The following is a 14,770-nucleotide window of genomic DNA, read 5'->3' on the forward strand; positions in this document are numbered from 1 at the left end:
AGTGCATCGTCACACCAGCGTAAAGCACTTTAGTGCATTTTTACGGGGAAACCCTGGCGCCCGCGATCGGTCAGTTCACGTGCGCCTCGTCGGGGGCTTCCGCCGCGAGACGCGCGGCGAGATGGTCGCGCAACTGCAGGTACGCATCGGCGAGCGTCTTTTCGCTGGTGTCGAAAGTCATGTCGGCGCGTCCGTACAGCTCGGCGCGCCCGGCGAGGATGCGCTTCAGGTCGTCCATCGCCTCGCGGTTGCCGGACATCGGCCGCAGATCACCTTGCGCGACGACGCGGCGCATATGTTCCTCGGGCGTCGCCTGCAACCACACGGTGAAGCAATGCGACAGCAGCACGTTGAACGTGCCCGATTCCGACACGAGCCCGCCCGGCGACGCGATCACCGCGTGCGGATGCTCGTGGATCACCGCCTCGAGCGCGCGTTGCTCGTAGCGTCGATACGCGCTCGCGCCGTACAGCGAATGAATCTCCGACGGCGGACAGCCCGCGAGCTGTTCGATCACGCGCGTGAGCTCGATGAACGGCACCTTGCGCTCCTGCGCGAGCATGCGCCCGAGCGTCGACTTACCCGCGCCGCGCAGGCCGATCAGCGCGATGCGGTCCTTGCGGTGCGGGTCGCGCGGCGCCTGCGCGAACATCTCGGCGAGCGCGATGCGCGCGCGCTGCAGTGCCGCCTGGTCGCGCCCCTGCAGCAGCTCGCGGATCAGCAGCCATTCGGCGGACGCGGTGGTTTCGTCGCCGATCACCTCGGCGAGCGAGCAGTTCAGCGTGGCCGCGAGCTGCCGCAGCACCAGCACCGACGCATTGCCGACGCCCGATTCGAGGTTCGCCAGATGCCGCTCCGACAAACCGGTTTCGGCCGCCAGCGTCTTGCGTGTCATGCCGCGGCGCGCGCGCAGCAAACGCACACGCTCGCCCATCGCGGTCAGGAACGGATCGCGTTCTTCGCGCTCGCCGCCACGTTCGGCCGTGCGTTCACCCACGCGCTCGGTGCGTTCGGCGCGGGCCGCGTCGTCGTCGGTTTCGTCCAACGGTGCTGGAGGGTATTTTTGATTCATGTTTTGCGACCTCTTGACTACGATACATGTACTATAGTGCTTGACACGCGCCAGGTGAACGGTTTAATTTTCGCCAAAAGCAGATCCAATCACAAACACAGTCGCGCGCCGCTTTGGCATTCCGGCCGCGTCACGGAGACGGCGCCGCAATACGCAAGCACCCAAGATCCGGCGGCTGGGACCCGGACATCCGGCCTGCGTGAGGCGCTTCTGGAGGCTCGCATGTCCCCACAGGAATTCCAGCGCCTGATCGCAGGCGTCACTGGGCAACTCGCCGGGCGACCGCTCGACGCCGCGCTCGCCGACTGGCTGAACGACACCTGGCCCGCCGGCAGTCCCACCTTTCACGAACTCGAGAACGCATGCCGCAGCGGCGTCGCCGAAGGCTGGCTGTGCAACCGCGAGGCCGGCGGCATCCGCTACGGCCGCATCTTCAAGGCGCTGCCCGACACGGACGGCTTTTCCGTCGACGTCGTCGACATGCAGGACATTGCCGGTCCGCACCACGTTCATCCGCACGGCGAGATCGATCTGATCATGCCCCTCACCGACGGCGCGACGTTCGACGGCCATCCGGCCGGCTGGTGCGTGTACGGCCCCGGCTCGGCGCATCGTCCGACCGTCGCGGACGGCCGGGCGCTGGTGCTGTATCTGCTGCCGCAAGGGGCGATCGAATTCACGCGCGCGTGAGCCGCGAGCAGATCACGATCACACAAGAGCCGGACCGTGTCCACGGATGGAGGAGACATATGGAAGCCCTGCTGGAAACGAGCGCACGCGAGCCGGTTGCGCCGCCGCCCCCGCTGTTCAACTTCGCGAGGCATCTGTTCCAGTTGAACGAAGCGCGCGCGAGCAAAGTCGCCTATATCGACGACTACGGCGCGATGACCTACGGCGAACTCGAACAGCGCGCGCGGCGCTGCGCCAGCGCACTACGTGCGCTCGGCGTACATCCCGAGGAACGCGTGCTGCTCGTGATGCTCGACACCGTATCGCTGCCGGTCGCATTTCTCGGCGCGCTTTACGCCGGCATCGTGCCGGTCGTCGCGAACACCTTGCTGACCGCCGCCGACTATACGTACATGCTGACGCACAGCCACGCGCGAGCGGTGATCGTATCGGAACCGTTGCTACCTAACGTGACGGAGGCGCTGAGCAGCATCGACGACGACGGCTGCCAACCGATCGTCTCGCAGCCTCACGCCTCCACCGAAGCGCCGCTCGCGGCGCCCCGCTTCGAAACGCTGGTCGACACCGCGCTACCCGCGGTCAAAGGCTGCGCAAGCAACGCGGACGACATCGCGTTCTGGCTCTATTCGTCGGGCTCGACCGGCAAGCCGAAAGGCACCGTCCATACGCACGCGAATCTGTACTGGACCGCCGAGCTGTATGCGAAGCCGGTGCTCGGCATCGTCGAGAGCGACGTGGTGTTTTCGGCGGCGAAACTGTTCTTTGCATATGGGCTCGGCAACGCGCTGACGTTTCCGCTGTCGGTCGGCGCGACCGCGATCCTGATGGCCGAGCGCCCGACCGCCGAGGCGATTTTCGCGCGCCTCGTGCAGCACCGCCCGACCGTGTTCTACGGCGTGCCGACCTTGTACGCGAACATGCTGGTGTCGCCCAACCTGCCCGCGCGCGCCGACGTCGCGATCCGCGTGTGCGCGTCGGCCGGCGAGGCGTTGCCACGCGACGTCGGCGAACGCTTCACCGCGCACTTCGGCGCCGAGATTCTCGATGGCATCGGCTCGACGGAAATGCTGCACATCTTCCTGTCGAATCGCGCGGGCGAAGTCGAATACGGCACGACCGGGCGCCCCGTGCCGGGCTACGAAGTCGAGTTGCGCGACGAAGCCGGGCGGCCGGTGCCCGATGGCGAAGTCGGCGATCTGTTCATCAAGGGGGCCGAGCGCGGCGCTGATGTACTGGAGCAATCGCGAGAAAACGCGCGCGACGTTTCTCGGCGAATGGATCAGAAGCGGCGACAAATATCGGCGTCTCACGAGCGGCTGCTACGTTTACGCGGGCCGCAGCGACGACATGCTGAAAGTGAGCGGCCAATATGTGTCGCCGGTCGAGGTCGAGATGGTGCTCGTCGCGCATCCGGCGGTGCTCGAAGCGGCGGTGGTCGGCGTCGATCATGGCGGGCTCGTGAAAACGCGCGCGTTCGTCGTGCTCAAGCGCGACTTCACGCCGTCCGACCTGCTCGCTGAGGAACTGAAGACCTTCGTCAAGGAGCGGCTCGCGCCGCACAAGTACCCGCGCGATATCGTGTTCGCCGACGATCTGCCGAAGACCGCCACCGGCAAGATTCAACGCTTCAAGCTACGCGAACAGTCATAGGTAATTCATTGATGCAGCGCCGAGGTACCACCCCTGCCACTTCCTCCGCGAGTGCCGCCAGCCGCTTTGCCGAACTGCCGGCGAGCGCATCGCATGGATCGCTGCGCATCGAGTATCGCTGGGTCAACGAGCAGGCGAATGCTCAGCAGGACGATTCGCCGATCGCGGTATTCCTGCACGAAGGTCTCGGCTCGATCGCGATGTGGCGCGACTGGCCGCAGACATTGTGCGCGCGACTCGGCATGCGCGGGCTCGTCTATTCGCGGCCAGGCTACGGACTCTCGACAGCGCGTGCGCCTGATGACAAATGGCCGGTCGATTTCATGACCGCACAGGCGCGCGACATCCTCCCCACCCTGCTCGACGCGCTCGATATCGACCTGCGCCAACGCCAACGCATGTGGGTGATCGGTCATAGCGACGGCGGTACGATCGCGCTGCTGTATGCGGCGCTGTACCCCGATGCGCTCGCGGGCGCGGTCGTGATCGCGCCGCACGTATTCGTCGAAGACATCTCGGTGCAAAGCATCGCCCAAACGAAGCAGCTTTACGAAACCACCGATCTTCGCGCGAAGCTCGCCCGCTATCACGCGGACGTCGATTCCGCGTTCTACGGCTGGAACGATATCTGGCTCGACCCTGCGTTCAGGCGGTGGTCGATCGTCGAGGCGCTCGCGCCGATCCGTCGACCGCTGCTCGCGATCCAGGGCCACGACGACAACTACGGCACGATGGCGCAGATCGACACGATCGCCGCGCGCGTGCCGCACGCGCATCTCGTGAAGCTCGACGCATGCGGACACTCGCCGCATCGCGACGCGCCCGCCGCGCTCAACGACGCCATCGCGGCATTCGTGCGCGCACAACGATAAGCGGCGTCCGCCTGTTACCGATACTTCATAAAAATTACACGGATCGGCGATTATGCTGCTGCATCGCTGACCTCGGCACATCGATTGCGAGGCATCCCTTCCCCGCCCGGAGACAGTGTCATGCCCTTCGTGTCGAAGCCGATTCGTGCGCCCCGTCGCAAACGTTTGACGGACGCCATCGCGGTGATCGCGCTGTGCGCGCTAGCAGGAGCGTGCAGCGACGACGCCCCGCCCGCCAGCACGAATACGATCAGTTCAACCGACCATTCCGCCGCTAACCCCGGCGACCCATCGATCGCCCCGCCGCCGGCCGACTCGGCGCCGCCGACGCTGACGATCCAGACACCGGCGGCACCCGCATCCGAAGCCGGCACGGCGCTGTCCGCCACCTCGCCGCCGCTGGCCAGCCCCGTCATCCATACCGTCGATTGAGAATCGCGCCGCGCGCGGCCGCTAGCCCGCCTTCGCGTCCGACGCAGCATCGCCGTTTCAGTACCGCAATTTGTCGTCCCCGTGCCTTTTTCCTCCACCGAAGATCAAAGCCACCACCGCCCCAACCATGACCTCAAACAATCGTCGTGATTTTCTGCGCTCGGCCGCGCAAGCCGCCGGTTCCTTCACCGCGTTGAGCATGCTGCCGCCGGGCATCCGCAATGCGCTCGCGATTCCGGCCAACAACCGGACCGGCACGATCCGCGACGTCGAGCACATCGTCGTGCTGATGCAGGAGAACCGTTCGTTCGACCACTACTTCGGCACGCTCAAAGGCGTGCGCGGCTTCGGCGACACGCGCGCGATCAACCTCGCGAACGGCCAGCCGGTGTGGTATCAGCCGCAAGCCGCCGATGCCAGCGGCGCCAGCTACGTGCTGCCGTTCCGTCCGAGCGCGCCGAACCTCGGCCTGCAATTCCTGCAGGATCTCGCGCACGACTGGGGCTCCACGCACGCCGCATGGAACGGCGGCCGCAACGATCAGTGGGTACCGTCGAAAGGCGCGACCACGATGGCCTACCTGACGCGCGACGACATCCCGTTCCACTATCAGCTCGCCGACGCATTCACGATCTGCGACGCCTACCACTGCTCGCTGATGGGCCCGACCGATCCGAATCGCTACTACATGTGGAGTGGCTGGGTCGGCAACGACAGCAGCGGCGGCGGTCCGGTAATCGACAATTCGGAACTCGGCTACGGCTGGTCGACCTACCCCGAAGTGCTGCAGAACGCGGGCATCTCGTGGAAGATCTATCAGGACATCGGCACCGGGCTCGACGCGAACGGCTCGTGGGGCTGGACGCAGAACGCGTACATCGGCAACTACGGTGACAACTCGCTGCTCTATTTCAATCAGTACCGCAACGCGCAGCCGGGCAACCCGCTGTACGACAACGCGCGGACCGGCACCAACGCGGCCAACGGCGACGGCTACTTCGACATTCTGAAGCGCGACGTGCAGAACGGCACGCTGCCGCAGGTGTCGTGGATCGTCGCGCCCGAAGCGTACAGCGAGCATCCGAACTGGCCGACCAACTACGGCGCGTGGTACATCGATCAGGTGCTGCAGATCCTCACGTCGAACCCGGACGTGTGGAGCAAGACCGTGTTGCTGATCAACTACGACGAAAACGACGGCTTCTTCGATCACATCGCCGCACCGTTCGCCGCCGCGTCGAGCGCCAACGGTTTGTCGACCGTCGACATCACGCACGAAATCTATGCGGGCGATCCGAAGAACGTCGCCGGGCCGTACGGGCTCGGACCGCGCGTGCCGATGCTGGTGGTCTCGCCGTGGTCCAAAGGCGGCTACGTGTGCTCGGAAGTGTTCGACCATACGTCGGTGATCCGCTTCATCGAAAAGCGCTTCGGCCAGCAGCACAATCTCGGCGAATCGAACATCACGCCGTGGCGTCTCGCGGTGTGCGGCGATCTGACCTCCGCGTTCAACTTCGCGAATCCGAACGCGTCGGTGCCATCGCTGCCGGGTACGAGCGGCTACGTGCCGGCCGACCAGAACCGTCACCCGGACTACGTGCCGCAACCGCCGACGGTGCAGACGGTGCCGAAGCAGGAAGCGGGCGTGCGCCCGGCGCGCGCGTTGCCGTACGAACTCTTCGTGCGCGTCGACGAAGGCTCGAGCGGCAAGCTGACGATGCGCTTCCTCAACACGGGCCGCGCGGGCGCGGTGTTCCTCGTGTACGCGGCCAACAGCGCCGACGCGCCGCGCAGCTATACCGTCGAAGCGGGCAAGCATCTGCAGGACACGCTGCTGCTCAACGCCGACGGCAGCTACGACTTCAGCGTGCACGGGCCGAACGGCTTCCTGCGCCGCTTCGCGGGCAAGGGGGTCGCACGGAACTGGTGGAAAGGTTCGGACACCGCACGGCCGGCCGTCGCCGAAGGCTACGATGTCGCGAACGGCAATCTGCAACTGCGGCTCGATAACGTCGGCAGCGCGCGTTGCCAGTTCACGATCGTCAACGCGTACGACGCGAGCCATGTGATCAAGCATTCGGTACGCGGCGGCGACACCGACAATCTGTACCTCGATCTGCGCAAAGCATACGGCTGGTACGATCTCGCGATCACCGTCGATACGGACCCGACGTTCGCGCGCCGCATCGCCGGCCATGTCGAGACGGCAAACAACAGCATGAGCGATCCGGCACTGGGCGGCTGAGCGTCGCTGTAACCCAACGCTGCAAAAGCAGCGGCCGCTGGCTCTTCGGGCACAGCGGCCGTTTTTTATCCAGCTCCCGAACGCAAGCCCGCAATCGCGCGCGAGCGTCTACGATTCGAAATCGAGCCCGCCGATCAACGTAACCGGCTCGCCCTGCGTGTGCGTGGAGAAATCGAGTTCGCGCGCCTGGGTCCACGCATTGAGCTTGCGCGGCAGCGCGGCCAGATATCTGGCGAAACGCGTCGCTCCCTGCTCGCCCATCAGCCTTTCGATTTCGTCGCTGTCCCAGGTCAGATACAGATTCAATGGATGCGGGTATTGACCGAGCTCATCGAGCGGCGTGGCGTGAATCCGCACGCGGGTGGGCTGACCCTGTTCGCCATGCGGCAACACGTCGGTGTGCACGGTCTTTGCGATACACGCGGCGATCGCCTCGGCAATGCGCGGCGCGAACTCCTGGTCGAAACGCGTTGCACTCTCGGGGCGCATCCAATCTCTCCGCTGTGATTCCCATCGTGGGTTGGTCATCGTAGCAGACTCAGTTTTTCGCCGGTGAGATCGCGTCCGGACCGTGCGTCACCGCCTCGCGCAGCGTCTTGCGGATCACCTTGCCGGTGGCCGTCATCGGCAGGCTTTCGACGAAGCGAATCTCGCGCGGATATTCGTGCGCGGCCAGACGCGTCTTCACGTGCTGCTGGATCTCGCGCACGAGTGCATCGTCGCCGACGAAACCCGCTTTCAGCACGACGAACGCCATCACGATTTCGGTGCGCTCGCGATCGGGGGCGCCGACCACGGCCGCCATCGCGACGGCCGGATGACGCAGCAGCGAATCCTCGATCGACGCCGGCCCAATCCGGTAACCGGCGCTCGTGATCACGTCGTCGCCACGGCCGACGAAGCGAATGAAGCCGTCCGCGTCGCGCGTGCCGAGATCGCCGGTCAGCAGAAACCTGCCGCGGAATTTGTCGTTGGTGGCCGCGACGTTCCGCCAGTAGCCGAGAAACATCACCGGATCGGGCGCGGCCACCGCGATATCGCCGATCGCGCCGGGCGGCAGCTCGTTGCCGGCGGCATCGACGATCGCGACATGGTGCCCCGGCACCGCGCGCCCGATCGCGCCGAAGCGCGGCTCGAACAGCGCCGCGCACGACGACACCACGACGTTGCACTCGGTCTGCCCGTAGAACTCGTTGATCGTCACGCCGAGTGCGTCGCGCCCCCAGCCGATCAGTTCCTCGCCCAGCGATTCGCCGCCGCTCGCGACCGATTGCAACGCGAGACGCAGATGAGCGGGCCGCTCGACGCCGCGCATCATCTTCAGCGCGGTCGGCGGTAGAAACGCATGAGAGACCGCGTGACGCGCGAGCAGATCGAACGCGGCGTGGCCGTCGAATTTCGCAAAACGGCGCGCCAGCACCGCGACACCGTGATGCCACGATGGCAGCAGCACGTCGAACAGCCCGCCGATCCACGCCCAGTCAGCGGGCGTCCACATCAGCGTCGCGCGCGCGGGAAAGCCCTGCTGCGACATCTCCACGCCGGGCAGATGCCCGAGCAAAACGCGATGCCCGTGCAACGCGCCCTTCGGTTTTCCGGTCGTGCCCGACGTATAGATGATGATCGCCGGATCGTCCGCGGCGGTGTCGGCCGGCGTGAACCCGGCGCAAGCGCCATTCAACGCCTGCCAGAACGACCGCACGGGCGCGTCCGATGCTTCGTCATCCTGCTCGATATCGACACTGAACACGTGTCGCAACTCGGGCAGCGCGCCGCGAATTTCGTCGATCTTTTGCACGCCGGCGTGATCGGTGATCAGCGCGAGCGCGCCGCTGTCGCCGAGCCGATGCTCGATCGCGTCCACCCCGAACAGCGCGAACAGCGGCACCGCGACCATGCCGGCCTTGTAGGCCGCGAGATGCGCGATGGCCGTTTCGATCGATTGCGACAGAAAGATGCCGATGCGCTCGCCGCGCCGCGCGCCCGCCGCGAGCAGCGCATTGGCGAAGCGGTCGGACAGGGCTTTCAGTTCGTCGAACGTATAGCGGGTCGCGCGGCCGTCGGCGTCTTCGTAGATCAGCGCGAGACGCCCCGAGCCATCGGCCCACTTGTCGCATGTGTCGACGCCGATGTTGTAGCGCGGTGGAATACGCCACGCGAATCTGGCCGTGAGCGAATCGTAAGTCTCGCCGTCGAGGTTCATCGGGTCTCCTGGATATCGTCGTTGCCGCTGCATGGCGTGATGCATGGTCCGTCGCTTGCTACTTCTGCGCGCATGGCCGGTGTTCCGCAGTTTAGCCCACGACCTTGCGCACTCAGTTGATGCATTGCCGTGCGCAACTGAATTCGCCAGATACGACATAGTCCCGCTCATAATCGCCGACTCGTTGCGCTGAACTCAACGTTTTGCGACAACTCCTGTGCGATTCAAGCCCTTTACATCTGGCCTGTGCCGTGCCCGTCTAGGATCGTTACACAGGTTCGGCGCGCATGTTGCGTCGCACGATCGCTACCCTGGATGACATATGCGCAAGGCAAGATTTGCATCGTTCTGGCATGGCCCGGAACTTTCTCCCTACGAGATCGCCTGTCTGAATTCGTTCACGCTGTATGGCAGCGAGGTCGCGCTCTATAGCTATGAGCCGATCGACACTCTGCCGCCCGGCGTGATCGCGAAGGACGCGACCACAATACTGCCGCGCGATTCGCTGCACGATTTCCCGATTCACGGCGTACCGTCGATGGCGCATTTCACCGACTATTTCCGCTTCGTGATGTTCACGAGGACCGACGAGATCTGGGTCGATACCGATCTGCTGCTGTTGCGGGATTTCGATCTCAACGCCAAGGGCGACCTGATCGGGCGAGAGACCTCATCGAGCATCTGCACGGCGATGCTGCGACTCGACCCGGATCAGCCGCGCTTGCACGAATTAATCGAACGTGTCGAAGCAATGAAGGGCACGGCACTGAAGTGGGGCGACACGGGCCCGCGTCTGTTGACCGCCGTCTACGGCGTGAAGGCGGGTCTTCCCGAAAGTCTGTTCTATCCGGTGCATTTCAACGATTACTACAAGGTGTTCCTGCCGCGCTATTTCGACGAGTGCGCGGCGCTCTGTTCCAATGCGTACACGCTGCATCTGTGGAACAACCGGGTGGTCAAGATGGGACTGTTCAAACGCATCGGCCCCCCCGTTGGGTCGTTCCTGCACCACGTGTTCGAGCAAACCGGCGCCAACACGCTGTTTCGCGAGTTTTATCCGGCGAGCGTGATGCAGGCGATGATCGACAACGCGGTGGGCAAAGTCGGTAGCGACGAAGGTGTGCGCAAGCTGCTGCGCGTCGGCGTGCCGATGGTCACGACGGCCATCGCGCGCAGACTCGGCGCCTGAGTTCGCAGCTTCAGTTCGCGCCGCCCCTGCCCGAGCCCTGCGCCTGCTCCAGCACGAAGTCGATGAACGTCGCCGCCGCGCGCGTGTGATGCCGATTCGGCATGTACAGCATGTACATGTGCGTGCCGAAGATGCTGAGCCGCCAGGCATCGAGCGCGGTCAGCACGGCGCCGAGCTTCAGATCGTCCTGCACCACGTAGTCGGGCACGAGTCCGACACCGAGACCGGCCAGCACCGCCTGGCGCAAAAATAGAAAGTTTTCCGAAATAATCGTCGGTTCGAGCAGGACTTCATGACGCTCGTCGCGCAGATACGCGGCGAGCCGCAACTGCTTGCCGATCACGGCCGCGGTAATCAGCGGCGCGGTGCGCAGGTCGTCGAGCGTCGCGGGCATGCCGTGTGTCCGCGCGAATTCGGGGGATGCGCAGGCCACGTACCGGACTGGCCCCATATCCCGCGCGACGAGGTTTTGCGGCGGCTCCGACATCACGCGCACCGCGATGTCGATCTCCTCGCGCATCAGATCCTCGACACGGTTCTCGAACATCACATCGAGCACGATACCCGGATACAGCCGCTTGAACGCGATCAGCCAGTCGGACATCACGAGCTGGCCATAGCCGCTCGGCACGCTGAGCCGCACGCGCCCCTGCAGGCTCTGGCCCAGTGTCGTCACCGACTCGCGCGCGGCCAGCAGCGCGTTGCGGATCGTGCGGCCGTGCTCGTAGAGCCGCAGACCGATCTCGGTCGGCTCGACGCGACGCGTGGTGCGTCGCACCAATTGCAGGCCGACCGAACGCTCGAGCTGATTCAGGTGATAGCTGACGTTCGCGCGGCTCATCTTGAGCCGGCGTGCCGCTTCGCTCAGATTGCCGGCATCGAGGATGTCGACGAGCAGGGTCAGCGAGTTGACGTCCATCGCCCAGTCTTTGTCAAAATAATTTTGACAGTCTGTCAATCAACGGTGTAATTGTCAATGAACGTTGACGACTCCAGAATGGGACGATCCGGCGCGCCTCGCCATCCTCAAACGGAGACCCCTACGATGACCCTTTCCTCCTCAGCCGACGTCGTCACGCGCGAATTGGACGGCCAGGTCCTGCTCGTCACGATCGACCACGCGCCGGTCAATGCGCTATCCGCCGACGTGCGGCGCGGCCTGCTGGCCGCGATCGAAGCCGCCGACGACGACCGCGCGATCGAAGCCGTGCTGATCGTCGGCGCGGGGCGCAACTTCATCGCCGGTGCCGATATTCGCGAGTTCGGCAAGCCGCCGGTGCCGCCTTCGCTGCCGGACGTGTGCCACCGCATCGAGGCATGCACGAAACCCGTGATTGCCGCGCTGCATGGCGCCGCGCTCGGCGGCGGGCTCGAAGTGGCGCTCGCCGCGCATTACCGGATCGCCGTCGACGGCGCGAAGCTCGGCCTGCCCGAAGTGCAGCTGGGTCTGCTGCCTGGCGCGGGCGGCACGCAACGCACGCCGCGTCTGATCGGCGCGCCGGCGGCGCTCGACCTGATGCTGAGCGGCCGTCACGCGAACGCGAAGGAGGCGCTCGCGCTGGGCCTCGTCGACCGTCTCGGCGACAGCAGCGACATCCTCGCCGAAGGGCTCGCCTACGCGCACGAGCTGCTCGCCGCGCACGCACCGGTACGCCGCACGCGCGACGCCGCCGCATTGATCGATCGCGCCGCGAGCCGCGCCGCCGTCGCGAAAGCGCGTGACGAAACCGCGAAGAAAGCGCGCGGCCTGTTCTCGCCGCTGAAAATCGTCGATGCCGTCGAAGCCGCGATCGAACAGCCCTTCGAGGAGGGCTTGAAGCTCGAACGCAAGCTGTTCCTGCAATGCCTCGACAGCCCGGAGCGCGCCGGCCTGGTTCACGCATTCTTCGCCGAGCGCGAAGTGCTGAAGGCGCCCGAAACGCGCGACGCGAAACCGCGCGCGCTCGAGGCGATCGGCGTGATCGGCGGCGGGACGATGGGCGCGGGCATTGCGGTCGCAGTGCTCGACGCGGGGCTGCCCGTCACGCTGATCGAACGCGACGAAGCGGCGCTCGCGCGTGGCCGCGCGCACATCGACAAGGTCTACGACGGGCTGATCGCCAGGGGCCGCCTCACCGCTGAGAAGAAAGCCGCGACCATGGCGCGCTGGAGCGGCAGCACGTCGTACGATGCGCTTGCTCACGCCGACCTCGTGATCGAAGCCGTGTTCGAAGATCTCGACGTCAAAAAGGCCGTATTCGCCGAGCTCGATCGCGTCTGCAAGTCTGGTGCGGTGCTCGCGACCAACACGTCGTATCTGGACATCGACGCGATCGCAGCCAGCATCTCGCGCCCCGCCGACGTAATCGGCCTGCACTTCTTCTCGCCCGCCAACATCATGAAGCTGCTCGAAGTCGTGGTGCCGAAGCAGGTCAGCGCCGACGTCGTCGCGACCGCGTTCGAGTTCGCGAAGAAGCTGCGCAAGACGCCGGTGCGCGCCGGCGTGTGCGACGGCTTCATCGGCAATCGCCTGCTTGCCGTGTACCGCGCCGCCGCGGACGCGCTGCTGGAAGACGGTGCATCGCCGTATCAGATCGACGCGGCGGTGCGCGCGTTCGGCTTGCCGATGGGCCCGTTTCAGGTGGTCGACCTCGCGGGCGGCGACATCGGCTGGGCGGCGCGCAAACGCCGCGCGGCCACGCGCGACCCGAACTCGCGCTACGTGCAGATCGCCGACCGCCTGTGCGAGCGCGGCTGGTTCGGCCAGAAGACCGGCCGCGGATTCTATCTGTACCCCGAAGGATCGCGCGGCGGCATGCCCGATCCCGAAGTCGAGGCGATCATCGACGCCGAGCGTGCGCGCGCTGGCATCACGCCGCGCAGCTTCACCGACGAGCAGATCATGCGCCGCTATCTGGCCGCGATGATCAACGAAGGCGCGAACGTCGTCCACGAAGGTATCGCGCTGCGCCCGCTCGACGTCGACGTGACCCTGCTGCACGGCTACGGCTTTCCGCGCTACCGCGGCGGTCCGATGAAATACGCGGATAGCGTAGGCCTGCCGACGATTCTCGCCGACATCCGCGAGTTCGCGAAGGAAGACCCGCTGTTCTGGCGGCCGTCGCCGCTGCTCGTCGATCTGGTCGAGCGCGGCGCGGATTTCGCGAGCCTGAACACGACGGCCTGAACCACCACGAACACTGACGGAACGACTGCGATGGATCCGAACTTCACCTCCGAGGAAGAAGCTTTTCGCGCCAGCGTGCTGGCGTTTCTGCGCGACAAGCTCCCGCGACGTCTCGCCGGCAAGGTGCACGGCGGGCGGCGTCTGACGCGCGACGACATGGCCGAGTGGCACGCGATTCTGAACGCGCAAGGCTGGCTCGCGAGTCACTGGCCGAAAGAGTATGGCGGCCCGGGTTGGAGCGCAGTGCAGAAATTCATCTTCGAAAACGAATGCGCACTCGCCGGCGCGCCACGCGTCGTGCCGTTCGGCGTCAACATGCTCGGGCCGGTGCTGATCAAGTACGGCAGCGAGGCGCAGAAGCGTCACTGGCTGCCGCGCATCCTCGATGGTTCCGACTGGTGGTGCCAGGGCTATTCGGAGCCGGGCGCGGGCTCCGATCTCGCGTCGGTCAAGACGACGGCAGTGCACGGCAAGGACGCGCAGGGCGAGCACTACCTCGTCAATGGCCAGAAGACGTGGACCACACTCGGTCATTACGCGAACATGATTTTCTGCCTCGTGCGCACCGCGACCGACGTGCGCAAACAGGAAGGCATCAGCTTTCTGCTGATCGACATGAACACGCCGGGCGTCGAAGTCCGGCCGATCATCACGCTCGACGGCGAGCACGAGGTCAATGAAGTGTTCTTCACCGACGTGCGCGTGCCGGCCGGAAATCTCGTCGGCGAAGAAAACAAGGGCTGGACCTACGCGAAATATCTGCTTACGTACGAGCGCACCAATATCGCCGGCGTCGGCTTTTCCGTCGCCGCGTTCAACCGTCTGCGCAAGATCGCCGCGACACAGCTGCGCAATGGCCGGCCGCTCGCCGAGGATCCGGCGTTCGCGGCACGCATGGCGCGCGTCGAGATCGATCTCGAGAACATGAAGACGACCAACCTTCGGGTGATCGCGGCCGTGGCGGGCGGCGGCGTGCCCGGTGCCGAGAGTTCGATGCTGAAGATTCGCGGCACCGAGATCCGTCAGGAGATCTCGTCGCTGACGCGGCGTGCGATGGGCGCTTATGCGCAGCGATTCGTCGAGGAAGCGCTGCACGAAGGCTTCGACGGCGTGCCGGTCGGCCCCGACGAAGCCGCGAGTGCCGCGTCGCAGTACTTCAATAATCGCAAGCTGTCGATCTTCGGCGGCTCGAACGAAATCCAGAAGAACATCATTTCCAGAATGATCCTCGGACTGTAAGAGGCGCACGGC

General features: G+C 65.4%; 11 protein-coding genes and 1 pseudogene. 8 read left to right on the forward strand and 4 right to left on the reverse strand.

Translation table 11 applies throughout. The annotated features are described in order from the left end of the window. Positions 1 to 70: 70 nt before the first annotated feature. Complete coding sequence (locus OKW41_RS34385) at positions 71 to 1,072, reverse strand: helix-turn-helix transcriptional regulator (RefSeq protein ID WP_429575367.1); 1,002 nt, start codon at positions 1,070 to 1,072, stop codon at positions 71 to 73. Positions 1,073 to 1,294: 222 nt separating this feature from the next. On the opposite strand from OKW41_RS34385, the gene OKW41_RS34390 reads away from it, so the two are divergent. The 5 genes and pseudogenes from OKW41_RS34390 (at position 1,295) to OKW41_RS34410 (ending at position 6,961) form a co-directional block, all read left to right on the forward strand. Continuing rightward, positions 1,295 to 1,762 (forward strand): DUF4863 family protein, encoded by a 468-nt coding sequence (locus OKW41_RS34390; RefSeq protein ID WP_429575368.1) that lies wholly within the window; start codon positions 1,295 to 1,297, stop codon positions 1,760 to 1,762. A 59-nt stretch (positions 1,763 to 1,821) separates the two neighbouring features. After that, positions 1,822 to 3,412 (forward strand): annotated as a pseudogene (locus OKW41_RS34395) (benzoate-CoA ligase family protein). Positions 3,413 to 3,423: 11 nt separating this feature from the next. Further along, the gene (locus OKW41_RS34400) at positions 3,424 to 4,284 is read left to right on the forward strand and encodes an alpha/beta fold hydrolase (protein WP_429575369.1); all 861 of its coding nucleotides are present in this window, start codon (positions 3,424 to 3,426) and stop codon (positions 4,282 to 4,284) included. 120 nt (positions 4,285 to 4,404) lie between these two features. Next, positions 4,405 to 4,716 (forward strand): hypothetical protein, encoded by a 312-nt coding sequence (locus tag OKW41_RS34405; RefSeq protein WP_429575370.1) that lies wholly within the window; start codon positions 4,405 to 4,407, stop codon positions 4,714 to 4,716. A gap of 127 nt (positions 4,717 to 4,843) precedes the next feature. After that, the gene (locus OKW41_RS34410) at positions 4,844 to 6,961 is read left to right on the forward strand and encodes a phosphocholine-specific phospholipase C (protein ID WP_429575371.1); all 2,118 of its coding nucleotides are present in this window, start codon (positions 4,844 to 4,846) and stop codon (positions 6,959 to 6,961) included. Between the two features lie 108 nt (positions 6,962 to 7,069). Here the strand turns inward: OKW41_RS34410 and OKW41_RS34415 are convergent, their stop codons facing one another. Both OKW41_RS34415 and OKW41_RS34420 read right to left on the reverse strand, forming a co-directional pair. Beyond that, on the reverse strand, positions 7,070 to 7,450 hold the full coding sequence (locus OKW41_RS34415) for a DUF5594 family protein (RefSeq protein ID WP_429575372.1): 381 nt from the start codon (positions 7,448 to 7,450) through the stop codon (positions 7,070 to 7,072). Positions 7,451 to 7,499: 49 nt separating this feature from the next. Further along, the gene (locus OKW41_RS34420; RefSeq protein WP_429575373.1) at positions 7,500 to 9,164 is read right to left on the reverse strand and encodes an acyl-CoA synthetase; all 1,665 of its coding nucleotides are present in this window, start codon (positions 9,162 to 9,164) and stop codon (positions 7,500 to 7,502) included. A 322-nt stretch (positions 9,165 to 9,486) separates the two neighbouring features. Here OKW41_RS34420 and OKW41_RS34425 point away from each other — a divergent pair, with 322 nt between their 5' ends. Continuing rightward, the gene (locus OKW41_RS34425; protein WP_429450811.1) at positions 9,487 to 10,353 is read left to right on the forward strand and encodes a hypothetical protein; all 867 of its coding nucleotides are present in this window, start codon (positions 9,487 to 9,489) and stop codon (positions 10,351 to 10,353) included. A 10-nt stretch (positions 10,354 to 10,363) separates the two neighbouring features. Here OKW41_RS34425 and OKW41_RS34430 read toward each other — a convergent pair whose 3' ends face one another. After that, the gene (locus OKW41_RS34430; RefSeq protein ID WP_429575374.1) at positions 10,364 to 11,272 is read right to left on the reverse strand and encodes a LysR family transcriptional regulator; all 909 of its coding nucleotides are present in this window, start codon (positions 11,270 to 11,272) and stop codon (positions 10,364 to 10,366) included. Positions 11,273 to 11,398: 126 nt separating this feature from the next. On the opposite strand from OKW41_RS34430, the gene OKW41_RS34435 reads away from it, so the two are divergent. Both OKW41_RS34435 and OKW41_RS34440 read left to right on the forward strand, forming a co-directional pair. Next, entirely contained in the window at positions 11,399 to 13,519 is a 2,121-nt protein-coding gene (locus OKW41_RS34435; RefSeq protein ID WP_429575375.1) for a 3-hydroxyacyl-CoA dehydrogenase NAD-binding domain-containing protein, read from the forward strand. 30 nt (positions 13,520 to 13,549) lie between these two features. Next, the gene (locus OKW41_RS34440; RefSeq protein ID WP_429575376.1) at positions 13,550 to 14,758 is read left to right on the forward strand and encodes an acyl-CoA dehydrogenase family protein; all 1,209 of its coding nucleotides are present in this window, start codon (positions 13,550 to 13,552) and stop codon (positions 14,756 to 14,758) included. The last annotated feature ends 12 nt before the right edge of the window (positions 14,759 to 14,770 follow it).

It is taken from the genome of Paraburkholderia sp. UCT70, from assembly GCF_050434085.1.
GTDB classification, from domain to species: Bacteria; Pseudomonadota; Gammaproteobacteria; order Burkholderiales; family Burkholderiaceae; genus Paraburkholderia; species Paraburkholderia tuberum.